The organism is Arthrobacter sp. AL05 (assembly GCF_029960715.1).
Taxonomy (GTDB): domain Bacteria; phylum Actinomycetota; class Actinomycetes; order Actinomycetales; family Micrococcaceae; genus Arthrobacter.
The window spans coordinates 8,620-33,081 of record NZ_JASBRC010000011.1 but is presented as its reverse complement, the minus strand read 5'-3'; the positions used below and the strand labels follow the sequence as shown (position 1 = coordinate 33,081).

Here is a 24,462-nt window from a genome sequence, read left to right as displayed (position 1 = left end):
GACTGCAGATGGCCGAATTGACCATCAACGCCGACGACGTCCGTAATGCGTTGAACGAGTTCGCGGCGTCCTACGAACCCGGAAACGCTGAGCGCGTAGAGGTCGGCCGTGTAACAACCGCAGGTGACGGCATCGCCCGTGTTGAGGGCCTTCCCTCGGTCATGGCGAATGAGCTGCTTCGCTTCGAAGACGGCACGCTGGGCCTGGCCCAGAACCTCGACGTTCGCGAAATTGGCGTTATCGTCCTCGGCGACTTCACCGGAATCGAAGAAGGCCAGGAAGTTCACCGCACCGGACAGGTTCTGTCCGTACCGGTGGGCGACGCCTTCCTCGGCCGGGTTGTTGACCCGTTGGGCGAGCCCATCGATGACCTTGGCGAGATCAAGGCCGAAACCACCCGTGCGCTTGAACTTCAGGCCCCCGGCGTGACCCAGCGCAAATCGGTCCACGAGCCGATGCAGACCGGCCTCAAGGCGATCGACGCCATGATCCCGATCGGCCGCGGCCAGCGTCAGCTGATCATCGGTGACCGCCAGACCGGCAAGTCCGCCATTGCCATCGACACGATCATCAACCAGAAGGCCAACTGGGCTTCCGGGGATGTCAACAAGCAGCTGCGCTGCATCTATGTAGCCATCGGCCAGAAGGCATCGACGATCGCGGCCGTCCGCCAGACCCTCGAGGACAACGGTGCGCTGGAGTACACGACGATCGTGGCTTCCCCCGCATCCGACCCCGCAGGCTTCAAGTACCTGGCTCCGTACGCCGGTTCGGCCATCGGCCAGCACTGGATGTACGGCGGCAAGCACGTCCTTATCGTGTTTGATGACCTCTCCAAGCAGGCCGAGGCTTACCGTGCTGTATCCCTGCTGCTCCGCCGCCCGCCGGGACGCGAAGCCTACCCGGGCGACGTCTTCTACTTGCACTCCCGGTTGCTGGAGCGTTGTGCCAAGCTCTCCGACGAGCTCGGTGCAGGGTCGATGACCGGCCTGCCGCTCATCGAAACCAAGGCAAACGACGTCTCCGCCTACATCCCGACCAACGTGATCTCCATTACCGATGGCCAGATCTTCCTGCAGTCGGACCTCTTCAACGCCAACCAGCGTCCGGCCGTCGACGTGGGTGTCTCCGTTTCCCGCGTTGGTGGCGCCGCCCAGGTCAAGTCCATGAAGAAGGTCTCCGGTACCTTGAAGCTGGAACTGGCCCAGTACCGCGATATGCAGGCTTTCGCAATGTTCGCGTCGGACCTCGACGCCGCATCGCGCCAGCAGCTGACCCGCGGTGCACGCCTGATGGAACTGCTCAAGCAGGGCCAGTACTCACCCTTCCCGGTCGAGAACCAGGTTGTGTCCATTTGGGCCGGTACCAACGGGCACCTCGACGACGTTCCGGTTGAGGACATCAGCCGCTTCGAAACCGAGTTCCTGGACCACCTCAAGCACAAGTCCTCCATCCTGACGACGCTGGCCCAGACCAACGTGATGAGCGATGACACCGCAGAAGCACTGAAGACCGCGATCGTGGACTTCAAAAAGGGCTTCTTCGGCGAGGGAGACAGCCTCCTTGTTGGTGCAGGGCACGAAGAGCATGCAGCCATCGACGAGGCACAGGTCGACCAGGAAAAAATCGTCAAGCAGAAGCGCTAGTTTCGCTGGCCGGGACTGCCGGAACCCCACCGGGTTCTGGCAGTCCCGGCCACCGGGATCTTAGGAAAGGATAAGTATGGGAGCCCAGATTCGGGTCTACCGCCAGAAGATCAGCTCGACGACGTCGATGCGCAAGATCTTCAAGGCGATGGAACTGATCGCTACCTCGCGCATCGGCAAGGCCCGAGCACGCGTAGCAGCTTCACTGCCTTACGCAAACGCCATCACGCGTGCCGTTTCTGCTGTCGCAAGCCAGAGCGAAATCGACCACCCGCTGACCACCGAGCCGGAGCAGATCCGCCGGGCCGCCGTCCTGGTAATCACCTCGGACCGTGGCCTTGCAGGGTCGTACTCCGCGAGTGTGCTCAAGCAGGCGGAAGGCCTCCACGAGCTGCTCGTCGAGGAGGGCAAGGAAGTCAAGATGTACCTGGTCGGCCGCAAGGCGCAGGCGTACTTCGACTTCCGGAACCGTCCTTACGGGCGTGTCTGGACCGGCGGTACGGACGCACCGGAGTTTGCCACGGCACAGGAAATCGGCGAAGCATTGCTGGCCGACTTTGCGACGGACTACGCAGAGGGAGGCGTCGACGAAATCCACGTCGTCTACACCCGCTTCAAGTCCATGGTGACCCAGGAGCCGACGGTTGTCCGTCTTCTCCCGCTGGAGGTTGTCGAAGAGCAGGCGGCGTCCGAATCGGATCTGCTGCCGCTCTACGAATTCGAACCGGAAACGGAACAGGTTCTCGACGCTCTGCTGCCGCGCTACATCGAATCACGTATCTTCGCCGCGATGCTGCAGGCAGCAGCTTCAGAGCTTGCTGCCCGCCAGCGGGCAATGAAGTCCGCCGGCGACAATGCCACGGATCTCATCAAGAAGTTTACGCGTCTGCGCAACACCGCCCGCCAGGCTGAAATTACGCAGGAGCTTTCCGAAATCGTGGCCGGTGCCGACGCGTTGAACGCGTCCTAGCCGCACGAATCCGGATCCAGCTGTACCTGCACCAAAAGAAACTTAACCCAACGCCATCTACTGAGTGAAGTGAGAGAGATGACTGCCACAGCTACCGAACACGTAGCCGCGACGACCGGTGCTACCGGCCGTATTGCACGTGTTATTGGCCCGGTTGTCGACGTCGAATTCCCGGCTGACGCAATCCCCTCGATTTACAACGCACTCACCACTGAGATTACTCTCAACGGTGAGACCAAGACGATCACGTTTGAGGTTGCTCTGCACCTCGGCGATAACGTCATTCGCGCCATCTCGCTGCAGGCGACCGACGGACTTGTCCGCGGTACCGCTGTAGTGGACTCGGGTGCCCCCATTTCCGTGCCTGTCGGCGACGTCGTCAAGGGACACATCTTCAACGTCCTCGGCCAGCCGCTGGACGTGCCTGAGTCGGAACTCGAAATCACCGAGCGCTGGCCCATCCACCGCAAGGCCCCGGCCTTCGCGACGCTCGAGGGTTCCACCGAGATGATGGAAACCGGCATTAAGGTCATTGACCTTCTCACCCCGTACATCAAGGGTGGCAAAATCGGTCTGTTCGGTGGTGCCGGCGTTGGCAAGACGGTACTGATCCAGGAAATGATCACCCGTGTTGCCCGCAACTTCGGCGGCACCTCGGTCTTCGCCGGTGTCGGCGAGCGTACCCGTGAAGGTAACGACCTCTGGGTTGAAATGGAAGAGGCGGGCGTCCTTAAGGACACCGCCCTTGTCTTCGGCCAAATGGATGAGCCGCCGGGAACGCGCCTGCGCGTTGCACTGTCCGCGCTGACCATGGCGGAGTACTTCCGCGATGTGCAGAACCAGGACGTGCTGCTCTTCATCGATAACATCTTCCGCTTCACCCAGGCAGGTTCCGAGGTTTCCACCCTCCTCGGCCGGATGCCTTCGGCCGTGGGCTACCAGCCCAACCTGGCTGACGAGATGGGTCTCCTGCAGGAGCGCATCACGTCCACCAAGGGCCACTCGATCACCTCGATGCAGGCCATCTACGTACCCGCAGATGACTACACCGACCCGGCTCCGGCCACGACCTTCGCACACCTCGACGCGACCACGGAACTGTCCCGTGAAATCGCTTCCCGTGGTCTGTACCCGGCCGTTGACCCGCTGACGTCGACGTCCCGCATCCTGGATCCGCAGTACATCGGCAACGACCACTACAACACGGCCGTCCGCGTCAAGCAGATCCTGCAGAAGAACAAGGAACTTCAGGACATCATCGCCATCCTCGGTGTTGACGAACTCTCTGAAGAAGACAAGATTGTTGTCTCGCGTGCCCGCCGCATCCAGCAGTTCCTCTCGCAGAACACCTACACCGCCAAGCAGTTCACCGGCGTCGAGGGCTCCACCGTGTCCATCAAGGACACCGTTGAAGGCTTCACCGCAATCTGCGACGGCGAGCTGGACCACATCGCAGAGCAGGCGTTCTTCAACGTCGGCGGCCTGGATGACGTCGAGCGCCAGTGGGCCAAGATCCAGGAACAGACCAAGTAATATGGCTGAGCTTGAGGTTGAGATTGTCGCAGCGGACCACTTCGTGTGGTCCGGAGCGGCCACCATGGTCAAGGCCCGCACCAGCGATGGTGAAATCGGAATCCTGCCCGGCCACTCGCCCCTGCTGGCGATACTGGCCGAAGGTGAGCTGGCCATCCAGCCGGTCTCCGGTGACCGCATTTCTGTAGTGGTCGACGGCGGCTTCTTCTCCGTCGACAACAACCGGGTCGTCATTGTTGCTGACAACGCCCAAATGGGCGACGCGGTTACTGCGGGGATCCGCTAGCACGACCTTGATGAACGATACCGTTTTTCCGTTCATCGTCCTGGCAACGGTCTTTGCGTTGCTGGTATTTGCACTGTGCCTTTCGGGGGTGCGCCGCATCACCCTGCGGCGCACCCTGGGCACAGTGGACGCCTCCATTTGCACGGCCGGAAACGGCTGGCAGATGGGGGTTTGTCGTTATCAGGACAACGACCTGGAGTGGTTCCGCCTTGCCTCGCTGAGCACGCGGCCCAAGTACACTTTCCGCCGGAGTTCGCTCGAGCTGATCGCCAGGCGCCAGCCCAGCGAATCCGAGCTCGTCGAAGTCCAGCCCGGGGCCGTGATTGTAGAGCTCCGGTACGAGGGGCAGGACGTCCTGCTCGCGATGCGGTTCGACGCCTACACCGGGCTGTCATCCTGGCTTGAGGCCGGGCCGGTCATCGGCGTCGGGACCTGGCGCTAGCGCCGATGTCTTTTCTGGAAGAACTCCGGCTAGTGGACGGGCCGGTGCTGTGGTTCGCCTGGCTTGCCGGCACCGCGGGCCTGGCCTACCTGTTCTGGCAGCCCGGGAGCCAACGCGCCCGGAGCACCGCAGCCCGTCCGTGGCTGGCTTTCCTGCTTCCGCGGGCCGCCGTTGTGCTTGTTGCGGCGGCATTGCTTGCCGCTGCGCACTGGCTGATGATTTACGCCGTTCCGGTGTTCCCTGACGAACTCCCCGCCGAGGTCCTTGCCTGGTCGTTGCCTGCGGTCACGGCCCTGCTGCTCTGGATGATGCACCTGTGGATCACCTGGCGGGCCGCGGGCCGCCGGAGCCCCGCGCCGGGCGGCACCCGGCGTCCAGCCCGCGCGACGGCTGCGTCCACGGGCGCCCTGCTCGGTGTTGTGCTGCTCTCGGCCGTGCAGGTCAACGCCTATTTTGGACTCAACCACACGGTGAGCGACCTCGCCGGCACAGCCGTGGCACGGATTCAACCGCTGGACGACGGGCTGAAACGCGTTCCCGGTGCTGCCCCCGGGGTGAGCCTGTCCGCGTGGAAACCGCCGGCGGACCTGCCCGACGCCGGTGTTATGCGGCGCGCCGCCATCCCCGGGACCCGTTCGGGCTTCCAAGGCCGCGAGGCGTACATCTATCTTCCGCCCGCGTACCGGACCTCGCCCCGGCCGGCACTTCCCGTCCTGGTGCTTTTCTCCGGCCAGCCCGGAGGACCGGCAGACTGGCTCACGGGCGGGGCGCTGCGCAGCCGCATGGACCAGTATGCGGCAGCGCACCATGGTGTTGCTCCGGTGGTGGTGGTAGCGGATCCGAACGGTTCCGCCGCAGCGAATACACTCTGCATGGACAGCCGGATCGCCCGGGCGGACACGTATCTGGCCGAGGACGTGCCGGACTGGATCAACCAGACACTGGATGTGGATCCGGACCACAAACAGTGGGCCGCCGGCGGATTCTCCTTTGGTGCGACCTGCGCGATGCAGATGGTGACGCGCCATCCGGACATCTATGGCTCAGCACTGGCGTTCTCAAGCGAAAAGGAGCCCGCGCTTGCGAAGGAGCGGGACAAGACGATTGCGGCCTCCTTTGGCGGCGACGCCGAAGCCTTCGACCGTTTGACGCCGCTGCGGCTGATGACGGACCGCCGCTTTGACGGGCACGCCATCTATTTTGGCGCCGGCGAGCGTGATCCCGAGTTCATCGGCTACATGGAGCTCCTGTCGACGGCTGCACGCGATGCCGGCTTTACCGTGGCGACCCGCCGGATACCCAAGGCCGGGCATTCCTGGGAGACCGGGTCCAGGGGCCTGCCCGCCGGGCTGGACTTTCTGGGGGACCGTTGGGGGATCACCCGGTGAGCCCGGCAGACCCGGCGCGGCGGGGGTCCGACGCCGCCTCCCTGGCTGGTCTTGTCCTGGCGGGCCTGCGGCAGTCGCTCGGCCATCTGCGCGCCATACCCTTCACCCTCGCCGTCCTCGCGGCTTTCCTCCTGGTCGGTGCGGCCACCGGAAGCTTTCTCGCCGGGCCGCCGGAATCGTTGCTGAATCTGGCTTCCGTCAGCGCCCCGGGCCTGAAATCCGGGGCCTGGTGGTCGATGTTTACCTCGATGTTCTTCGCCACGAACCTGCTGGCATATGCCGCAGCCGCTCTAATGATCCTGCTCCTGCTGGGCCTCACCGAGCGGCAGCTTGGCAGTCGACGCACGGCAGTGTTCTATTTTGCCGCACAGTTCGCTTCGGTGACGCTGTTTCTGCTGCTGACTCAACTCGCCCGGTATGCCGACGACGGCTGGCTCGGGCGAATGGTGGATGCGCGTCTTATGGGCCCGTATGCTGCCGTGCTGGCCGTCGCGCTGGCGTCAAGCGGCTTGCTGCCCACACTCTGGCAACGCCGGCTGCGCACGGCGGTGGTCGGTGTTTCACTGATGCTTGTGCTGTATGTCGGGCATGCGGAGACGGTTGTGGGGTTGGCCGGTGCCCTGTCCGGGCTGGCCGCCGGCTGGTGGATCCAGGGCGACAAGGGCACGCTGCAACGCCACCGTTCCACCGGACGTGAAACCCGGAACCTGCTCGCGCTCACCGTGGCGATTTTCGCCGTCGGGCCCATCCTCACGGCCACCGTCAGGGCTCCCACCGGGCCGCTGGCACTGCTGCGGGACGTCGTCCTGAACCCGTTGCCCACCCTGAACCAGCTGGAACAGTATTGCGGCGGCACCATCGACGTGAGCTGCCTTGAGGCCGGGCGGGCCGGTTTCGCCGGACCGCTGGGCCTGGCGCTGGCGGTGGTCCCGGTGGTGCTGCTTCTGATCTGCGCTGACGGCATGCGGCACGGACGAAGGCTGGCCCTCCGGATCGCGATCACCGTCCAGCTCGCGGTGACGGCCTTGGCGGCCGTCTACCTTTCGCTGTTCGCCCGGATCCCGCCGTACGCCGGCCGGCCGCGAACCGGTGTGATGGGCTCAAGTATTGTCCACGTGCTGCCCCTCGTGGTGGTTCCCCTGATGCTGGTTCTCCTGCTCGTGGCCAATCGGCGCCAGTTCCGGGTCGAAACCAGTCCTCGGGCACGTACGGCCCTCGCCGCTGTGGTGGGCGGAACGCTGCTGGTGCTGGCCTCCGGCTACACCGCAGTCTGGCTGTCCGACGGCGGCATGGACCGTGACGGCGGGCTCCTCGGCCTGGCCGCCGAGCTGTCCCGCCAGTATCTGCCGATTCCCATCCCCGGAATATACAGCCGCCTCTTCCAGGGCCGTGATCCCGTTGAGGCCTTCCTTTTCGCCACGTCCGGCATCATCTTCTGGGCCGTTGCGCTCACCGCTGTGTGGCTGGTCCTGCAACGTCGGCAGCACCGCACCGACGCCGGGGCAGATGACCGCGGCGTGGCCCGCAGCCTCATCCGCCAAGGCGGAGACTCCTTGTCTTGGATGGCGTTGTGGGAGCCCAACAAGTATTGGTTCGCCCCGGAGCGCCGCGGGGGAGTGGCCTACCAGCAGCACGGCAATGTCGCACTGACACTGGCAGGTCCCTTCGGCCCCGCGGCTTTCCGTGCGGAGACGGCAGCGGGTTTTATCCGTTACTGCGCCGAACACGCCCTCATTCCCTGCTTCTATTCGTGCACTGACGAGATCTGGCCACTGCTGGCGGGCCGTGGCTTCCGGCGGGTGGCGGTGGCGCAGGAAACCCGGCTGGCCGTCCGCTCGCTGGAGTTTAAGGGTAAGGACTGGCAGAACGTCCGCACTGCCCTAAACCGTGCCGCGAAGACCGGGGTGCACGCGGTATGGGGCCGTTACACGGACTTTGCGCCGGCAGTAAGGGCCCAGCTCAGCGAAGTCTCGGAGGAATGGGCCGCCCAGAAGTTCATCCCCGAGATGGGATTTACCCTCGGCGGCATCGACGAGCTTGAAGACGAGGAAGTGCTGTGCTGCCTGGCAATGGACGCCGGGGGCCAGGTGCAGGGCGTCACCAGCTGGCTTCCGGTCCACAGCGACGGGCGCCTGGTCAGCTGGACCCTGGACTTTATGCGCCGCCGTCGTGATTCCATCCCCGGTGTGATGGAGTTTCTGATCGCCTCCGCGGTCCGGGAATTCCGCGACTCGGTGGAGGTGATTTCCCTGTCCGGGTCGCCGTTGGCGAAGGACACGGCTGCCATGGCTGACGTTGCCGGAGATGATTCCGGCTCCGAGTCGCTGGCACGGATTCTGGACGTTGTGGGGAAGGCGCTGGAACCCGTGTACGGCTTCAGGTCGCTGGCAACCTTTAAGTCCCGTTTTCAGCCGGAGTACCGGACGCTGTACCTGTATTACCAGGATCCCCTGCAACTGCCAGCCATGGGCAGGGCGCTAAGCCGGGCGTATCTGCCAGGCCTGTCGATGCGGCAAAGTGCGCGGCTTCTACGGGGCCTGGTGCGCTGAGTCCGCGGACCGTCCAAGTGGGGTTTGCTGCCTGCCGGCCGTGGGGGCAAAAAAATGATCCCCGGCTCGGAAGCCGGGGATCATTCTGCGCGGAACCGCCGGAGGCAGTCCCCGCTGTGGGTACTAGACCAGCGTCACGCCGGTTGCCTGCGGGCCCTTGGCGCCCTGGCCGATTTCGAACTGAACGCGGGCGTTCTCGTCGAGGGTTTTGAAGCCGCCGGTCTGGATCTCCGAGTAGTGAACAAAAACATCGCCGTCGGCGTCGTCCGGGGTGATAAAGCCGAAGCCCTTTTCAGCGTTGAACCACTTGACAGTTCCCTGTGCCATGTAAATCTCCTCGTTCTGAATCTTGTTTTAAACCCGGCACACTTCGTGCCGCGCTTGGTCACTCCGCGAGAAGCATTTGAGGCTGTGGGACCGGAATACCCGGGCTTCGGCGGCAGGCGCTTCACGCTCGCAACATGTCTTGCGAGCATAAAAATACCTACACAAAGACTCCCATAAGAATTTCATGTGAGCTGCGTCAGGTCAACGGGCGAGGCCCACAATTGGCATAAATTTTGTACAAAGAATCGACGAACGCAGCCAGCGCCGAATTCCGGCCGCTTAGAAAAGCCGGGATTCGACGTCGTCGACGCCGCGCATGGCATCGTAGTCGAGGGTGACACAGTCGATGCCGCGGTCGGCCGCCAGCACCTTGGCCTGCGGCTTGATCTGCTGGGCCGCAAAGATCCCGCGGACCGGAGCCAGCAGCGGGTCGCGGTTGAGCAGTTCGAGGTAGCGGGTCAGCTGCTCGACGCCGTCGATGTCGCCGCGGCGCTTGAGCTCAATGGCCACTGTGGCGCCACCGGCGTCCCGGGCCAGGATGTCCACCGGTCCGATAGCCGTATAGTACTCGCGGCGGATAAGGGTAAATCCGGTGCCCAGGAGTTCAATCTGGTCAGCCAGAAGCCGCTGCAGGTCAGCCTCGACACCGTCCTTGATCAAGCCGGGATCCTGTCCGAGCTCGTGGGAGGTGTTGTGCAGCTGCTCATGGATGTTGATGATCAGCCGGTCATCCGTTTTGGCTGACTGGACGGTCCATTGTTCGATCACACCAATTTCGACGTCGACTTCGTCCGGGGTGGAGACCCGCAGCGACGCCGGCGGACTCATCCAGTTCAAAGGCTTGTAGGACCCGCCATCGGAATGGACCAGGACGGAACCGTCGGCCTTGACCAGCAGAAGCCGGGTCGCCAGCGGGAGATGGGCTTTGAGCCGGCCGACATAATCTACGGAGCAACGGGCTATGACTAAACGCACCCGGTCAACACTACCGCCTGCGGCGACAGGGGGCACCCGGACTGGGGCAGAATGGAACCATGCCCCGTTCCAACCGTCCCCGCCGGCCCGTCGCCGGGCGATCCGGATCAGGCAAGGCAGGGACCGGCAAAGCAACCAAGCCCGGTGTGAAGGGCGGTCCCGTGCCGGAACTGGACCTGGAGCGTGCGCGCACCGGCGTCGCGCGCCGGGAGAGTGCACCCGACGGAGAGTGGTCGGTCCGGTCCATCACCGCCGGCCGCGCCGAGAAGACCTACATTTGTCCAGGCTGCTCCACGGCGGTGCTGCCCGGTGTGGCACACCTCGTGGTGTGGTCCGAGGACCACCTCTTCGGGGCGGCCGCGGGACTCGCAGAGCGGCGGCACTGGCACACCAACTGCTGGACCTCACGCAGCTACCGCTACCGCTGACGCGGCCCCCGGTTGGTGTCGCTAAGCTGGACGCATGAGTTTTGACCCGGCGTCGTACGTCTTCAGCCAGCCTTCCGAACCGACAGCGATCCGTGCCTCCACAGTGCTTCCCGCCCACCGGGAGAACGTGGAGCTCATCACCGGCGACGGACACCGGCTCGTCGGCGAACTCGCGCTCCCCGAGTCCGGTGCGGTGAAGGCCACCCTGATCACCCTGCATCCGTTGCCGACGCACGGCGGGTTTATGGACTCGCACATCTACCGGAAAGCCTCCTACCGCCTTCCGGCCCTGGCCGGAATTGCAGTGCTCCGGTTCAACACCCGCGGCACCGGCTCGCCGAGGGGAACCAGCGAGGGCCAATTTGAGGAGGGCATCGGCGAACGCCTGGACGTCGAAGCCGCCGTGAAGTTCGCCGTGGACCGTGGCCTGCCGAACCGCTGGCTCGTGGGCTGGTCCTTTGGTACGGAGCTCGCGCTGATGTACGGGGCATCCGAACCGGTGGCCTCCGGGGTGGCCGGCGCCATCCTGCTCTCGCCGCCCCTGCACCGGGCCACGGAGGTTCACCTGAAGGAATGGGCGGCAGCCGGCAAACCGCTTAAGGTGCTGGTCCCCGCACTTGACGACTATCTCCAGCCGGTCGAGGCCGCGGAGCGTTTCGCAGTGGTGCCGCAGGCCCGCGTTATCGGCGTGGACGGTGCCAAGCACCTGTGGGTGGGGGAAAAATACGCCGGCCGGGTGCTTAACGAGATTGTCGACGAGGTGTTGCCGGGGGCAACTGCCACCCGGCTGCCGGAGGAATGGGACGGCCCGTTGGCCACGGCGCACGCCTAAGTGCACACCGGAGCCCGCCGGGCAGGTTGATGGTCGCGCACCCTTGGGTTAGTGCTTGTCCTGACGGACGATAAAAATTTCCTTGACCAGGAGCATGATGGCCGCGGCGGTGGGGATCGCTATCAGTGCACCGAGCACACCGAGGAGGCTGCCGCCGGCGATCACCGAGATGACTGCCACGGCACCGGGCACTGCCACGGCCTTCTGCATAATACGCGGGGAGATAAAGTAGGCCTCGAACTGCAGGTAGGCGAAGTAGCAGATGGCGTAGACCACTGCAGTCTGCCAGCCCGCGGTGAGCGCAATCAGCGTGACGATCACCCCGGCAATCAAGCCTCCGACCAGGGGAATGAACGCCAGCAGCGCCACCACAAAGGCCAGCAGCACGGCGAAAGGGACGCCAACGATGGACATCACGATGAATGAGTAGGCGGCGTTCAGGAGGGCGACGACCGCCTGCCCGATCACATAGTTGCCCACCGATCCGGTGATTTCCTCAGACAGGGCTTCCACCCTGGCCCGGCGGGACCGTGGAGCCAGGCGATAGCCCCATTTTTTCATCGCCGGCAGGGCAGCGAGGAAGTAGAGGCTGAGTACCAGGACGATCAGCGTCCCGAAGAGGCCGTTTGCCACAGTGGTGCCGAATCCGACGACGCCGCCAAAGATTCCACCCATCGCCTCCGGGTTGTTGACGAACTTCTCCAGCTCCTGGGTGATGCGTTCCCGCACCCCGTACTGGTTGTCGATGCTGCGGAAGAAGTCGGAGTTAATGAAGTCCGTGACCCAGCGCGGTGCTTCCTCGACGATTTGGGTGACCTGCTGGACGATGGTCGGGATGAGCGTGGCAAAAAAACCCGCAATGGCAAGGGCCAGGCTGGCCACGGCGATCACGATCCCGGCGGCGCGGGGGACCCTTTTCGTCTCAAGCCAGCGCACCACCGGATCCAGTCCCAAGGCGATAAAAAGCGCCGCCACGATCCACAGGAGCAGCTGTGTTGTGTTGGAACCGATCCAGTACACAAGCAGTGCCATGCCGACGCCGACAGTCCCCAGGAAGCCGACGTACAGGGGGTGCTGGGAGGACATTCGCGGCCCGGGATCGCCGAAGCGTGTGCTCGCCTCTGTCTCGGCCAGGATCTGGTCCTGCTCCGGGGGCATCTCGAAACGAAGCCGCGGTTGTGCTCCCGGAATGGGCTGGCGCAGGCGGTGGGCCAAGGAATTCAGCACCCCAGCGAGGGCGCTGCGGCGGGGGGAAACCAGTTCGTGCGCGGGCCCCGCCGTGCTGCCGGATTCCTGTTTTTCTTCCGGTCCTGAGGGGGACGAGTCCGTGTGTCCAGTCACTGCGTTGAAGCCCTTTATTGTCTGTATTTTCCCGGCGGAGAGGCGGTGCCGGCCCCGTGTGATGATCACCGCAAACACTATCAGCAGGCCTGTTAAGCGTGCGCTGGCGGCCGCTGCCGGCGCCTCCCCGGGGGTTGACAAACAGTCCGATCTGACTCCGTGGTAACAAAACGGTTACTATTAAGGCAAAGCGTCCGCTGATGATGGGTAATATTTTGCGTTTCAAGACTGCAGTTGCACTAGTGCTGCTGGGCCTCCTGACACTACTGGCCGGCATCGGGCAGAAGACCTTCTGGGCTCCGGCCGAGACCGTGACCGCCACAGCACCCGCCGGTGCCACCGCCGCGCCGCTGACGGTCTTTGACGAAAAGCTGCGCACCCTGCACGCGGGCACGGTGACTATTAACGTCAAGGGCGAAGGCAGCTTCATCCTCGCGGCCGGCCGGCCCGACGATGTCGCGGCCTGGGTGGGCAAGACTGCCCACAACACCGTCTCCGGCGTTTCGGAGGACGGCAAGGACCTGCAGTTGACGCATGCCGACGGAGAATCCACCGCGCCGTCGCCGGCTGGCTCGGACCTGTGGGCCAGCACCGAAAACGCCAGCGGCGAGCTGAAGTACAACTGGACCCCGCCGGCGGACGGTGACTGGTCCTTGCTGCTGGCGGCCGATGGCACCAAACCGGCCCCCGGTTCGATCACCATCACCTTCCCGAATGACACGTCCACCCCCTGGGCCGTTCCCTTTATGGTTCTCGGGGGACTGCTTATTCTGGCCGGCGCCGCGCTGCTGGCACTCAGGCCCAGGACCGGCGGGCGCACCGGCAGCGACGGTGCCGGCGACAGCACGGGCCCCCGCGGCGCCATGGCCAAAGCCGCGGCACGCAAAGCCAATGCACGCAAAGATGCAGCGGAATCCGCCGGTGCCACCGGGGGCGTCCCCGTGATCGGTCCGTCCGCGGGTGATCCGGAGCGCACCGATCCGAAGGGCGGCGCCGAGCAGTTCACCGCCCGGCTGTTCCCGGTGGCGCAGCGGCTCAGGCGCAGCGCAGCCGCCGTCGCGCTGCTGACCGCCACCGCTGTCGCAGGCAGCGGCACGGCCGCCCAGGCTAGCCAGACGCCGTCCCCGTCGCCGAGCACTTCGGCCGCCGGCGGGCAGGCTTCGGGTCTGCCGGTCCTGCTCGATGTGCAGTTCCGCCGCATCCTTGAACAGGTCTCCAGTGCCGTCGACGCAGGAGACGCAGCCCGGGACGCCAGCCAGCTGGCGGCGCGGGTGGCCGGACCCGAGCTCGAGGTGCGCACCCAGAACTACAAGATCCGGTCCCAGGTTGGTTCGTACGAGGCCCGGATGCCGGTCCGTGCGACCAAGCTCCTGACCACTGTCGTCACCGAGCAGCGCGCCTGGCCGCGCTCTGTGATGGCCGTTACCCAGGGCGAGGGCAATGTTGTGCCGCAGTTGCTCACCCTGACCCAGGCCTCTCCGCGGGAGAACTACAAGCTGGTCCTAAGCACGCCGCTGCAACCGGGAACGACCTTCCCGGGAATTGCCCGCGGGGGCACCGAGACGCTTGCGCCCACGGATAAATCTGGTCTGCTGTACAGCGGCGAGGAAGCCCTGGCAGGGCTGGGCGACCGGCTGAACTCCGCCGATTCTTCGTTCAAGGACAAGCTCACCGAGGGTGCCTCCTCGCCGTACATTGCTGACACGCTGGCATATCAGGGCGACGTCGTGAACTCCGGCGTCAACGGCACTTTCGCTTTCACCCACAAAGTGGTGCCCGAAAGCGTTGTGGTGTTCCGGACTGCCGACGGCGGTGCCTTGGCGCTGGGCCGGCTGAACTTCGCTTTTGATGGCACACCCAAGGCCGCCGGGGACAAACTGACAATCGGAGATGACGCAGCGGCGCTGGCGGGCGGCAAGGAGACCAGCACCGGAATGGTGTTGAACTTTGCCGAGTCTGTGGCTGTTTTCATTCCGCCGGCAGGATCCCAGGACCCGATGAAACTCGTGGCCGCCACCCGTGGACTTGTGGGAGCCTCCTTCAAGTAGTCCGTGCCTGGCCGGGGCCGGGTCCTTTCGCCCGGACGGTGCGACCCGCGTCGCACCGGCCGGGGCCAATGTGGCTAGAGTGGAACCATGACTTCGCCAGTTTCCCGCCCGGTCCCGCCAGCTGCCGCCAACCCGCTCAGCCTGCGGGGCGCCGTCGACCTTTCCGCCCTGAAACAGCGTCCCGCGCCGCCTGCCGCCGGATCACCACAGTTGCCCGGGGCCGCCGCCGGCGGCGAGGCGGAGCCCCCGGTCCGTCCGCTCCGGGTGGACATCACCGAAGCAAACTTCCAGGAACTCGTTGAGCTTTCGGCCCAGGTCCCGGTTGTCGTTGCACTCTGGGCTTCCTATTCGCCAGGTTCCGCTGACGTGGTGGACACGCTGGAACGGATCGTGGACAGCTACGAGGGCCAGCTGGTGCTCGGCGCCGCGGACGTCGAAGCATTCCCGCAGCTCGCCCAGGCGTTCCAGGTGCAGGCGGTGCCGACCGCCGTGGCGCTTGTCAAGGGCCAGCCGGTGCCCCTTTTCCAGGGCGGTGCAGAGGAACCACAGGTCCGCAGCCTGCTGGATGAGCTGCTTAAGGTCGCCGGTGCGAACGGCGTGGCCGGACGTGTCGGCGCTGGGGGAGCAGGAGCTGCCGAACCCGAAGCTGCGCCGCTGCCTCCGCTGCACCAGAAGGCGTTCGAGGCGATCGAAGCCGGGGACTTCGCTGCGGCCGCCGACGCGTACCGCCAGGCACTGTTGGAGATGCCGGCCGACTCCGAGGCCAAGACCGGACTGGCACAGGTAGGACTGATGGACCGGCTCCAGGCGCTTTCGTCAGCGGACACCGAGGCGCTGCGCCAGAAAGCCGCCGCCGGGCCGGATAACCTTGAGGCCCAGCTTGAGGTGGCGGACCTGGACGTCGCAGGCGGTCATATCGAGGACGGCCTCGGTAGGATCGTGGCGTTCATCGGCAGGAATTTCGGTCCGGAGCGGGAAACTGCGCGGATCAGGCTGCTGGAACTGTTCGATGTTGTGGGCCCGGCCGACGACCGCGTCGCGAAGGCGCGCCAAAACCTCGCTCGGGTGCTGTTCTGATGGCGTCGGCGCTTTTCACTCCGCTGGAACTCCGCTCCCTGACCCTGCAGCACCGCGGCTGGGTATCTCCGATGTGCCAGTACAGCTGCGAGCCGGAAACCGGGGAAGGTGTCCCCAACGACTGGCACCTGATGCATCTGGGCGCGTTCGCCACCGGCGGGGCAGCCCTGATCCTCACCGAAGCGGCGGCCGTGAATGCCGCCGGCCGGATCAGCCCGCGTGACGCCGGCCTCTACAACGACGACCAGGCAGCGGCCTGGGAACGGATCACCTCCTTTGTGCACCGGCACGGCACCGCGGAGGCGAAAATCGGCACCCAGCTTGCGCATGCCGGCCGCAAGGCATCCTCCTACTGGCCGTTCTCCGGCCACACGGGAACGGTCCCGGCGGACGACGGCGGCTGGCCCACCGTGGGACCGGGCACCGGGGCTTTTGATGGCTACGAGTCACCTTCGGCGATGACTGAGACCGAGATCGACGCCGTCATCGCGGACTTCGCCGCGGCCGCCGTCCGGGCCGTCGGAGCCGGCTTCGACACCATCGAAATACATGGCGCCCACGGTTATCTGCTGCACCAGTTCCAGAGTCCGCTCATCAACGACCGCACCGATCGCTGGGGCGGCGACGAGGCTGGGCGAAACCGGCTGACCCTCGCGGTGATAGATGCCGTCCGCGCGGTCATTCCCGACTCCATGCCCCTACTGCTCCGGATCTCTGCCTCCGATTGGGCCGAAGGCGGCATCGACGTTGCGGATTCGGTCCGTCTGGCCAAGGCAGCCGCGGAGCATGGTGTGGATCTCGTGGATGTTTCCAGCGGCGGCGCCGTGGCACACCAGCAGATCAAGGCAGGGCCCGGCTACCAGACCGGTTTCGCCGCGCGCATCCGGCGCGAAACGGGAGTCCGGACCGGCACCGTTGGCCTGCTGACCTCCGCCGGCCAAGCCGAACATGCCGTGGCGACCGGACAGGCTGACGGCGTGTTCATCGCCCGGGCAGCATTGCGTGATCCGCACTGGTGGTTGCGGGCCGCGTTCGAACTTGGCGATAACCTGGCGTGGCCCCCGCAATACGAACGTGCCATTCCCCGTCATTCCTTCTAGGGACCCGCTGGCGGCCAAGATTACGCCTCTCGGAGGATCCCTTCCGGGTACCGGGGCAGCTAGCCTAGCGTTATGAGTCTTCCCGAACCACATCCGCACGGCACTGGACACCAGCCGGGGCAGGAGGTTCCGGCGCTTTCGCTGCGCGGGCTCGCCAAGCGCTTTGGCGATAAAATCGCCGTCGACGGTATCAGCCTGGATATTCCGGCAGGCTCCTTTTACGGTATCGTCGGCCCGAACGGAGCCGGTAAGACCACCACGCTGTCGATGGCTACCGGGCTGCTGCGGCCGGACTTCGGCACGGCGCTGGTGCACGGAGTGGATGTCTGGCAACGGCCGCTGGCGGCCAAAAAACTCATGGGAATCCTCCCTGACGGTGTCCGGCTCTTTGACCGGCTGACCGGCGAACAGCTGGTGAGCTATGCCGGGCTGCTGCGCGGCATGGCCAAGGATGTGGTGTCCGCACGGGTCACGGAACTGTTGGCTGCCCTGGATCTGGGGGCCGATGCGGGAACGCTGGTGGTTGACTACTCCGCCGGGATGACCAAAAAGATTGCCCTCGCCTCCGCGCTGATCCACGCGCCCCGGCTGCTGGTCCTCGACGAGCCGTTTGAGTCGGTGGATCCGGTGTCGGCCGCCAACATCCGCGACATCCTGGACCGGTATGTGGCGTCCGGGGGCACGGTGATTATTTCCAGCCACGTGATGGACCTGGTCCAGCGGATGTGTGACCACGTGGCCGTTGTCGCCGCCGGGCGGGTCCTTGCGGCCGGGACGGTGGACGCGGTCCGCGGCGGCGGATCCCTCGAGGACCGATTCGTCCAACTGGTCGGCGGCCGCAACCACACGGAGGGGCTGGAATGGTTGCGCACCTTCTAAGGCTCAAGCTGACCCTGCTGCGCAACAGCGTCCGGCGCAGTCCCTGGCAGCTGGTGGGCCTTGGCGTCGGTGCCCTGTATGCGCTGGGGCTGGTGGCCTTGGGCGTCACTGCCCTGCTGCTGCTCCGCGGCGAGGACGTGCCCCTGGCGCAGACTGTTGTTGTGCTGGGCGGCTCCGCGGCGCTGCTGGGCTGGGCGCTCATCCCGGTTGCCGTCTCAGCCGCCGACATGACCCTGGACCCGGCACGGTTCACCACCTTCGCCGTGCCGATGCCGGCGTTGCTGACCGGGCTTGCCCTGGGCGGGCTGATCGGAATCCCGGGAATTGCGACCACACTGTTGGCGCTTGGCACCGTCGGGACCTGGTCACGGAGCCTCCCCGGCGCGGTGGGCGCCCTCATCGGTGCGGTGCTTGGCGTGCTCAGTTGCATTGTGCTTTCCAAGGTGGCCACCACGGCCACGGCCGGGCTGGCGGGTTCCCGCCGTTTCAAGGACGCCAGCGCCGTCGTCTTCCTGATCCCGCTGGTCCTGATGGGCCCGATTGTGGCCAGTGTCGCCGGGGGCATCGCCGGTTCCGGGCAATTCCTGACCGGACTCGCCGGAACGCTCTCGTGGACCCCGGCAGGTGCGGCGTGGTCCCTTGGCGGGGAACTCGCCGCGGGGAGCTATGGTGCCGCGGCGCTGAAGTTCCTGATCGCGCTGACCACACTCGCGGGACTGGCGCTGTGCTGGAAACTCCTGCTGCAGCGGGCCCTCGTGACGCCCCCGTATGCCGGCACCGCCAAAAAGCGCGCCGCAGGGCTGGGCTTCTTCGCACTGTTCCCGGGTACCCCGACGGGAGCAGTCGCGGCGCGGTGCCTGAGCTATTGGCTCCGCGACCCAAGGTACGCCGGCACTCTCGTGGTCGTCCCGCTGCTGCCGGTGCTGCTGCTGTTCCAGGCGACCCAGACCGGGGCCTACGGACTGCTGCTCTTTATCGGCCCACTGATTGCGTTCCTGCTCGCCTGGTCCATCTCAACGGATGTCTCCTATGACAGCACCGCCTTTGCCCTGCACCTTTCGACCGGAGTCAGGGGGAGCCACGACCGGCTTGGCCGCGCCCTGGCATGCCTGGTCTTCGCCCTGCCGACGGTGCTGGCGCTCAGCGTCCTGCCCTTCCTCTTCGGCGCCGACTGGACGCTGCTGCCCGGCGTGCTCGGGCTCTCCCTCGGGGTGCTGTTCAGCGGGCTGGGCCTGTCCTCGGTGGTGTCGGCACGCTACACCGTCGCGGTGCCGCTCCCCGGCGACAGCCCGTTCAAGAAGCCGCCGGGCAATATGGCGCAGGCGATGGCCGTGCAGTTCGGCGGCATGGGGGTGCTCCTGGTGCTGATGCTCCCCGAAGTCGCCCTGGTAGCGGCGCAATTAGTCACCGGCAGCACAGTTCCCGGCTGGATCAACCTGGTCCTGGGCCCGGTCCTGGGCGCGGCGTTGTTCGCCGCAGGAGTGCGGCTCGGTGGCAAATGGCTCGACGCGCGGGGGCCTGAACTGCTGGCCCAGCTCGCCGTCAACCGGTGAGGCGGGAGCCGCAGCCGGGACCCGAACAGCGGTGCCGATGCCGTCCCGTCGCACTGCCGTCACATCCAGCGGCTAAGATGGATGTTATGAACAGCATGACCGATCCTCTCGAAAACGACCCGATGCGCGAGCTCTCCGGAACCGGGACGTCGACGGCCACGATCGAGCGCGAGGAACTGCGCCAGGACGTTGAGCCCGGGGACCGGGAACGATTTTCGCACTACGTGCGCAAGGAAAAAATCATGGAGTCCGCGCTGTCCGGCGACCCCGTGATCGCCTTGTGCGGCAAAGTGTGGACACCGGGCCGCGATCCGAAGAAGTTCCCCGTCTGCCCCGAATGCAAAGAGGTCTACGAAGGCCTCCGTCCCGGCGGCGACGGCGGCGGCAAGGGCGACGGCGGCAAGTAGTCCGGCCGGGCAGCGCGGGACCGCGGCAGCATGTACCGCGTCCGGGAGTCCGGCCGCGCGTCGGGGTCCTGTCCGTCCGGCGAATGCTGCCCGGTCCCCGCTGGCCGGTAAGTACTGACGGTTCATCTGAAAAGATTGGTGTTTTTGTGTTTTATTGGGTTTTTCCGGCAGCGGCAGCAGTGCGCGAAATGGCGGGTCCCAGGTGACAGAGACACTCTTTGGCGGACCAGTGCTGCCCCCCGCGTATCCTGAGCGGGCAGCCTGGGGAACCGCGCCGAAGCTCCGCGCCTGGCAGCAGGAAGCCCTCGACAGCTACTTCACCTCTCAACCCAGGGACTTCCTTGCGGTTGCTACGCCCGGCGCCGGCAAAACGACCTTCGCGCTGCGGGTGGCATCCATGCTGATCGAGGCCAATATCGTCAACCGAGTCACGATCGTTGCGCCCACGGACCACTTGAAGCGGCAGTGGGCGGACGCCGCCGCCAAGGTGGGCATCGCCATTGATCCGAACTTTAAGAACGCCGACGGCCAGCACGGCCGGGGCTTCATCGGCGTCGCCGTCACCTACGCCCAGGTGGCGAGCAAGCCGATGCTGCACCGCGCCAAGACCGAGGCCGCACGCACGCTGGTGATCCTGGACGAAATCCACCACGGCGGCGAGGCGTTGTCGTGGGGGGACGGGCTCCGCGAAGCCTTCGAGCCCGCGGCACGCCGGCTCTCCCTGACGGGTACGCCGTTCCGGTCAGACACCTCGCCGATCCCCTTTGTGGAATACGCCGAGGACCGCGACGGGATCCGCCGCTCCAAAGCCGACTACACCTACGGCTACGGCAAGGCGCTCCGGGACCACGTGGTCCGTCCCGTGATGTTTATGGCCTACTCCGGGCAGATGCGCTGGCGCACAAGCGGCGGCGAGGAAATGGCGGCTTCCCTCGGCGAATCGGCAGTCACCAAGGACGTTACCTCCCAGGCCTGGCGGACGGCACTGAACCCAACAGGTGAATGGATTCCGGCGGTGCTGGCCGGGGCGGACAAACGCCTCAGTGAGGTACGCCGCACCGTTCCCGACGCCGGCGGGCTGGTAATCGCGACCGACCACGACGACGCGCGCGCCTACGCCGGGCAGCTGAAGAGGATCACCGGCGAATCGCCCACGGTCATCCTCTCCGACGACACCAAGGCCTCCAGCAAGATCGAGGAGTTCACGGCGAGCGAGAAGCGCTGGATGGTGGCCGTGCGGATGGTCTCCGAAGGTGTGGACGTCCCGCGGCTCTCCGTCGGTGTCTATGCCACATCCACCGCCACCCCGCTCTTCTTCGCCCAGGCCGTTGGACGTTTTGTCCGCGCCCGGAAACGCGGCGAGACGGCGTCGGTCTTCCTGCCTTCCGTGCCGCAACTGATGGCACTGGCGAACTCCATGGAGGCGGAGCGGGACCACGCCCTGGACCGTCCGGAGAAGGAGGACGGCGACGGCCTCTTCAACCCGGAGGACTCGCTGATGGACGAGGCGAACCGCGAGGAGAAAGCCTCCGATTCGTTGACCAAGGGCAAGTTTGAGGCGCTGGATTCGCAGGCCTCGTTTGACCGCGTACTGTTCGACGGCGGCGAGTTCGGCACCGGCGGCGAGGTGGGCTCGGAGGACGAACTGGACTTCCTGGGGATTCCGGGCCTGCTCGACGCCGAGCAGGTCGGCACGCTGCTGCGCCAGCGCCAGCACGATCAGCTCAACCGCAAAAACTCACGGTCTGCGCAGGGTGCGGCGTCCGCAGCACCGGTGCCCGCCATGCCGGACCACCGCATGCTGATGGACCTGCGCACCGAGCTGGCCAAGAACGTCGCGGCCTGGTCCGCGCGCACGGGCACCCCGCACGGCGTCGTCCACACCAAGCTCCGGACGGTGTGCGGGGGCCCGGCCGTGGCGCAGGCAAACGAGGAGCAACTGCAGACCCGGTTGCGGAAACTCCAGGACTGGTTTGTCGGCCGGAAGTAGCCGCTGACGGCATAAAAAAGGACCGGGCGACCCGGTCCTTTTTTGGTGGCCCTGGGCGGCCGCAGTCCTGCCGCTACTGGCCGCCGCCGGCGCAGAGCCCGCCGAGCGTCTGGCCCGCAGCCGTGTAGCCGGCCTGCATGTCCTGCAGTTTGGCGGAATCCGGGTTTTCCTTCGCTGTCTCGTCCAGGTATTCGACGATGGATTGCAGCGGAGCCTTGATCTCCCCGCCCGCGGTGGCCTCGATGGGCCGGAGCCGGTTGGCCAGGCGGATCATCCCTGCCTTGTCCTCGGCGGAGGTTGGTCCGGCGCCGACGGACTGGACCCGGGCGCAGGACTCCTGGGTGGTGTCTTGGGGTGCCGAGCAGCCGGCAGCGCCGAGCAGTGCACCGGCAGCGATCAGGACGGTCAGGGTCTTCTTCATGTTCTACTCCGGATTTTTTACGGGTCAGGCGATATTGGCAGGGATTTCGAGTCTACTTCGAGGGCATGGGATTTTCTGTCAGCGCTCCGGCCGGTGGGACGCAAGGGTTCAGGCGATGTCCACGCCGCCGAGTTCCATTTCCGCGAACGAGTCCTCAAGATCCTCGGCAATGCCCACGGTCAGGCCCCGCAGGACCGTCACTGAGTATCCGGCCTGGACGCCGTCAAGTGCAGTCGCCTTAACGCAATGGTCGGTGGCGATTCCGACGACAACAAGATCTTCGACGTCGTGGCTTTGCAGCCAGTCGTCCAGCCCGATCGCGTCCTCGCCGGGGGTGGAATCGCTGCCTGAAAAGGACCCGGCGCCGTCGGCACCACCGGCAGCGTCCCCCGAAAGGGGCATGGCTCCGGGCTTCCGGTCTCCGGTGGGCACGGCATCGTCCGGGGCCAGGAGTCCTTCGAACCCCGAGTAGGCGGCGGTGAACTGGCCCTTGCGGAAATAGGCCTGGATGTATTCCGGATCCAGGTCCGGATGCAGTTCGGCACCGCGGGTTCCGGCCACGCAGTGCCTCGGCCAGCTGTCAACGAAGTCCGGGTCATCGGAGAAGTGCTCACCCGGGTCCACATGCCAGTCCTGGGTTGCCAGGATATGGTCAAACTGTCCGTGGTGGGCGTCAACGTATTCGCTGATGGCACCGGCGAGCTCCGCCCCGCCGGTAACGGCAAGGGAGCCTCCTTCGCAAAAATCGTTCTGGACGTCGACGATGATCAGGGCGCGGGACATCAGTTCTCCTCGTAAATGGTCGGGATGGCCGCTTCGCCGCGTTGCAGCCGGTTGACGACAGCGGGAAGCTCCTTCATGGTGTCCGCGTGGCGCTGGCGGGCACGGAGCACACCTTCCGGGCCGGTCCAGCCAGGCACAAGTTCGCCGTTTTTGATGAACTGTTGGAGCAGGGGCCGGTCATTGCCGTCGTCGTCCGGGCGGTGGCCGACCCCGATAATTTCCTGCGTGGCGGTGCCGCGCTCGTTGAGCTTGCGCAGGGCGTACTTGCGCCCGCCCTTGCTGGTTTTGTTTTTTGCCGCCTTCGCGACGGCGACGAAGCTGCCGGTGTCGTCCGTGCGGCTCACCAGCTTGTAAACCATGCTGGCTGTCGGGGCACCGGACCCGGTCACGAGTGAGGTACCGACCCCATAGGAGTCCACCGGGGCGGACTGCAGGGCAGCGATGGCGAACTCGTCCAGGTCGGAGGTGACTATGATGCGGGTCCGCTCATTGCCCAGGTCGTCCAGGAACTGCCGCACCCATTGGGCCTGCGCCACGAGGTCGCCGGAGTCCAGACGCACCGCCCCGAGTTCGTCGCCGGCCAGTTCGACGGCGGTGCGAACGGCCGCCTCGACATCGTAGGTGTCCACCAGGAGCGCAGTGCCTTTGCCCATGGAGGCGATCTGCGCCTCAAAGGCCTCGCGTTCGGTGTCGTGCAGGAGGGTAAAGGAATGCGCGGCGGTGCCGACGGTCTTGAGCCCGTAGCGCAGGCCCGCGGCCAGGTTGGAGGTGCTGTCGAAGCCGGCGATAATCGCGGCGCGGGCGGCGGCAACCGCGGATTCCTCCTGGGTCCGGCGCGAGCCCATCTCCACGCAGGGCCGGCCGCCGGCCGCGGTGATCATCCGCGAGGCCGCCGAAGCGATCGCGCTGTCGTGGTTGAGGATCGAGAGGATGTAGGTCTCCAGAATGCAGGCTTCGGCGAACGTGGATTCCACAATCAGGATGGGGGAGTTGGGGAAGTAGGCGTCACCCTCCGCGTAGCCCCAGATATCACCCGAGAACGAAAATCCCGCCAGGTAGTCCAGCGTCTCCTCGTTGACCACCTTCGTCCGGCGCAGGAAGTCGATCTCGGCGCCGCCGAAGCGGAAGTCGGCGATGCCCTCCAACAGCCTGCCGGTGCCGCCCACGATGCCGTAGCGGCGTCCGTCCGGCAGCCGCCGGGCAAAGGCCTCGAACACTGACCTGCGGTGGGCGGCGCCGGAATGCAAAGCGGCCTGGAGCATGGTCAGTTCGTAATGGTCGGTGTACAGGGACGTGCGGGGACGGCCCCAGCCAGCTGATGAACTCACAAATTCACTCTAGTCCCCACCGGCTCCCGCGTCTCGCTTCGCTTCGCCGCGGGGCCCTCGCCGGCGTGGGCCCACCCACCGGCTCCCGCGTCTCGCTTCGCTTTGCCGCGGGGCCCTCGCCGGCGTGGGCCCACCCACCGGCTCCCGCGTCTCGCTTCG

The 24,462-nt window shown here is 65.8% G+C and carries 22 protein-coding genes; 16 read left to right on the top strand and 6 right to left on the bottom strand.

Annotated elements, in window-relative coordinates; translation table 11 throughout:
• Positions 1 to 8: 8 nt before the first annotated feature.
• The 7 genes from atpA (at position 9) to QK287_RS13590 (ending at position 8,814) form a co-directional block, all read left to right on the top strand.
• A complete protein-coding gene (gene atpA, locus QK287_RS13620) occupies positions 9 to 1,646 on the top strand; it encodes a F0F1 ATP synthase subunit alpha (RefSeq protein ID WP_282360496.1) in 1,638 nt (545 codons plus the stop codon).
• Between the two features lie 76 nt (positions 1,647 to 1,722).
• A complete protein-coding gene (locus QK287_RS13615) occupies positions 1,723 to 2,616 on the top strand; it encodes a F0F1 ATP synthase subunit gamma (RefSeq protein WP_226774461.1) in 894 nt (297 codons plus the stop codon).
• A gap of 78 nt (positions 2,617 to 2,694) precedes the next feature.
• Positions 2,695 to 4,149, top strand: a complete 1,455-nt coding sequence (gene atpD, locus QK287_RS13610; protein WP_226774462.1) for a F0F1 ATP synthase subunit beta — start codon at positions 2,695 to 2,697, stop codon at positions 4,147 to 4,149.
• 1 nt (position 4,150) lies between these two features.
• Entirely contained in the window at positions 4,151 to 4,435 is a 285-nt protein-coding gene (locus QK287_RS13605) for a F0F1 ATP synthase subunit epsilon (protein ID WP_226774463.1), read from the top strand.
• A gap of 10 nt (positions 4,436 to 4,445) precedes the next feature.
• On the top strand, positions 4,446 to 4,877 hold the full coding sequence (locus QK287_RS13600; protein WP_226774464.1) for a DUF2550 domain-containing protein: 432 nt from the start codon (positions 4,446 to 4,448) through the stop codon (positions 4,875 to 4,877).
• Between the two features lie 5 nt (positions 4,878 to 4,882).
• Positions 4,883 to 6,265, top strand: coding sequence for an alpha/beta hydrolase-fold protein (locus tag QK287_RS13595; RefSeq protein ID WP_282360418.1), 1,383 nt, complete (start codon positions 4,883 to 4,885; stop codon positions 6,263 to 6,265).
• Positions 6,266 to 6,306: 41 nt separating this feature from the next.
• Complete coding sequence (locus tag QK287_RS13590) at positions 6,307 to 8,814, top strand: DUF2156 domain-containing protein (protein ID WP_282360495.1); 2,508 nt, start codon at positions 6,307 to 6,309, stop codon at positions 8,812 to 8,814.
• 123 nt (positions 8,815 to 8,937) lie between these two features.
• Here the strand turns inward: QK287_RS13590 and QK287_RS13585 are convergent, their stop codons facing one another.
• Together QK287_RS13585 and nucS are read right to left on the bottom strand one after the other, a co-directional pair.
• Entirely contained in the window at positions 8,938 to 9,141 is a 204-nt protein-coding gene (locus QK287_RS13585) for a cold-shock protein (protein WP_069952225.1), read from the bottom strand.
• Between the two features lie 279 nt (positions 9,142 to 9,420).
• Complete coding sequence (gene nucS / locus QK287_RS13580; protein ID WP_226774466.1) at positions 9,421 to 10,116, bottom strand: endonuclease NucS; 696 nt, start codon at positions 10,114 to 10,116, stop codon at positions 9,421 to 9,423.
• A gap of 59 nt (positions 10,117 to 10,175) precedes the next feature.
• On the opposite strand from nucS, the gene QK287_RS13575 reads away from it, so the two are divergent.
• Complete coding sequence (locus tag QK287_RS13575; protein ID WP_282360416.1) at positions 10,176 to 10,544, top strand: ATP/GTP-binding protein; 369 nt, start codon at positions 10,176 to 10,178, stop codon at positions 10,542 to 10,544.
• A gap of 34 nt (positions 10,545 to 10,578) precedes the next feature.
• On the top strand, positions 10,579 to 11,376 hold the full coding sequence (locus QK287_RS13570) for an alpha/beta fold hydrolase (protein ID WP_226774468.1): 798 nt from the start codon (positions 10,579 to 10,581) through the stop codon (positions 11,374 to 11,376).
• A 48-nt stretch (positions 11,377 to 11,424) separates the two neighbouring features.
• Here the strand turns inward: QK287_RS13570 and QK287_RS13565 are convergent, their stop codons facing one another.
• Positions 11,425 to 12,717, bottom strand: coding sequence for an AI-2E family transporter (locus QK287_RS13565; protein ID WP_282360415.1), 1,293 nt, complete (start codon positions 12,715 to 12,717; stop codon positions 11,425 to 11,427).
• A 200-nt stretch (positions 12,718 to 12,917) separates the two neighbouring features.
• On the opposite strand from QK287_RS13565, the gene QK287_RS13560 reads away from it, so the two are divergent.
• The 7 genes from QK287_RS13560 to QK287_RS13530 all read left to right on the top strand — a co-directional run bounded on the left by QK287_RS13560 (position 12,918) and on the right by QK287_RS13530 (position 21,771).
• Complete coding sequence (locus QK287_RS13560; protein ID WP_282360414.1) at positions 12,918 to 14,765, top strand: hypothetical protein; 1,848 nt, start codon at positions 12,918 to 12,920, stop codon at positions 14,763 to 14,765.
• Positions 14,766 to 14,852: 87 nt separating this feature from the next.
• Positions 14,853 to 15,842, top strand: a complete 990-nt coding sequence (locus QK287_RS13555; protein ID WP_282360413.1) for a tetratricopeptide repeat protein — start codon at positions 14,853 to 14,855, stop codon at positions 15,840 to 15,842.
• Positions 15,842 to 16,942: an NADH:flavin oxidoreductase/NADH oxidase gene (locus QK287_RS13550; protein WP_282360411.1), complete on the top strand. Its 1,101-nt coding sequence runs from the start codon at positions 15,842 to 15,844 to the stop codon at positions 16,940 to 16,942. The genes QK287_RS13555 and QK287_RS13550 overlap by 1 nt, the downstream gene beginning before the upstream one ends.
• A gap of 72 nt (positions 16,943 to 17,014) precedes the next feature.
• Positions 17,015 to 17,821, top strand: coding sequence for an ABC transporter ATP-binding protein (locus QK287_RS13545; protein WP_282360409.1), 807 nt, complete (start codon positions 17,015 to 17,017; stop codon positions 17,819 to 17,821).
• A complete protein-coding gene (locus tag QK287_RS13540; protein WP_282360408.1) occupies positions 17,803 to 19,374 on the top strand; it encodes a transporter in 1,572 nt (523 codons plus the stop codon). Before QK287_RS13545 ends, QK287_RS13540 begins: the two co-directional genes overlap by 19 nt.
• A 77-nt stretch (positions 19,375 to 19,451) precedes the next feature.
• The gene (locus QK287_RS13535; RefSeq protein WP_226774474.1) at positions 19,452 to 19,781 is read left to right on the top strand and encodes a DUF3039 domain-containing protein; all 330 of its coding nucleotides are present in this window, start codon (positions 19,452 to 19,454) and stop codon (positions 19,779 to 19,781) included.
• A 202-nt stretch (positions 19,782 to 19,983) separates the two neighbouring features.
• Positions 19,984 to 21,771 (top strand): DEAD/DEAH box helicase, encoded by a 1,788-nt coding sequence (locus tag QK287_RS13530; RefSeq protein WP_226774475.1) that lies wholly within the window; start codon positions 19,984 to 19,986, stop codon positions 21,769 to 21,771.
• Positions 21,772 to 21,844: 73 nt separating this feature from the next.
• Here the strand turns inward: QK287_RS13530 and QK287_RS13525 are convergent, their stop codons facing one another.
• The 3 genes from QK287_RS13525 to QK287_RS13515 form a co-directional block, all read right to left on the bottom strand.
• Positions 21,845 to 22,192, bottom strand: a complete 348-nt coding sequence (locus tag QK287_RS13525; RefSeq protein WP_226774476.1) for a hypothetical protein — start codon at positions 22,190 to 22,192, stop codon at positions 21,845 to 21,847.
• A gap of 108 nt (positions 22,193 to 22,300) precedes the next feature.
• Positions 22,301 to 22,975, bottom strand: a complete 675-nt coding sequence (locus QK287_RS13520) for an isochorismatase family protein (RefSeq protein ID WP_226774477.1) — start codon at positions 22,973 to 22,975, stop codon at positions 22,301 to 22,303.
• Entirely contained in the window at positions 22,975 to 24,303 is a 1,329-nt protein-coding gene (locus QK287_RS13515; protein WP_282360406.1) for a nicotinate phosphoribosyltransferase, read from the bottom strand. Before QK287_RS13515 ends, QK287_RS13520 begins: the two co-directional genes overlap by 1 nt.
• Positions 24,304 to 24,462 lie beyond the last annotated feature (159 nt).

What these genes read in the sequence shown, in the direction of transcription:
- QK287_RS13545 (WP_282360409.1), top strand. Translation starts at nt 17,015, where the DNA reads ATGAGTCTTCCCGAACCACATCCGCACGGCACTGGACACCAGCCGGGG.
- QK287_RS13560 (WP_282360414.1), top strand. Translation starts at nt 12,918, where the DNA reads ATGATGGGTAATATTTTGCGTTTCAAGACTGCAGTTGCACTAGTGCTG.
- QK287_RS13555 (WP_282360413.1), top strand. Translation starts at nt 14,853, where the DNA reads ATGACTTCGCCAGTTTCCCGCCCGGTCCCGCCAGCTGCCGCCAACCCG.
- QK287_RS13575 (WP_282360416.1), top strand. Translation starts at nt 10,176, where the DNA reads ATGCCCCGTTCCAACCGTCCCCGCCGGCCCGTCGCCGGGCGATCCGGA.
- QK287_RS13535 (WP_226774474.1), top strand. Translation starts at nt 19,452, where the DNA reads ATGGATGTTATGAACAGCATGACCGATCCTCTCGAAAACGACCCGATG.
- QK287_RS13550 (WP_282360411.1), top strand. Translation starts at nt 15,842, where the DNA reads ATGGCGTCGGCGCTTTTCACTCCGCTGGAACTCCGCTCCCTGACCCTG.
- QK287_RS13615 (WP_226774461.1), top strand. Translation starts at nt 1,723, where the DNA reads ATGGGAGCCCAGATTCGGGTCTACCGCCAGAAGATCAGCTCGACGACG.
- QK287_RS13600 (WP_226774464.1), top strand. Translation starts at nt 4,446, where the DNA reads ATGAACGATACCGTTTTTCCGTTCATCGTCCTGGCAACGGTCTTTGCG.
- QK287_RS13570 (WP_226774468.1), top strand. Translation starts at nt 10,579, where the DNA reads ATGAGTTTTGACCCGGCGTCGTACGTCTTCAGCCAGCCTTCCGAACCG.
- QK287_RS13540 (WP_282360408.1), top strand. Translation starts at nt 17,803, where the DNA reads ATGGTTGCGCACCTTCTAAGGCTCAAGCTGACCCTGCTGCGCAACAGC.
- QK287_RS13520 (WP_226774477.1), bottom strand. Translation starts at nt 22,975, where the DNA reads ATGTCCCGCGCCCTGATCATCGTCGACGTCCAGAACGATTTTTGCGAA.
- QK287_RS13585 (WP_069952225.1), bottom strand. Translation starts at nt 9,141, where the DNA reads ATGGCACAGGGAACTGTCAAGTGGTTCAACGCTGAAAAGGGCTTCGGC.
- atpA (WP_282360496.1), top strand. Translation starts at nt 9, where the DNA reads ATGGCCGAATTGACCATCAACGCCGACGACGTCCGTAATGCGTTGAAC.
- QK287_RS13595 (WP_282360418.1), top strand. Translation starts at nt 4,883, where the DNA reads ATGTCTTTTCTGGAAGAACTCCGGCTAGTGGACGGGCCGGTGCTGTGG.
- QK287_RS13525 (WP_226774476.1), bottom strand. Translation starts at nt 22,192, where the DNA reads ATGAAGAAGACCCTGACCGTCCTGATCGCTGCCGGTGCACTGCTCGGC.
- atpD (WP_226774462.1), top strand. Translation starts at nt 2,695, where the DNA reads ATGACTGCCACAGCTACCGAACACGTAGCCGCGACGACCGGTGCTACC.
- QK287_RS13605 (WP_226774463.1), top strand. Translation starts at nt 4,151, where the DNA reads ATGGCTGAGCTTGAGGTTGAGATTGTCGCAGCGGACCACTTCGTGTGG.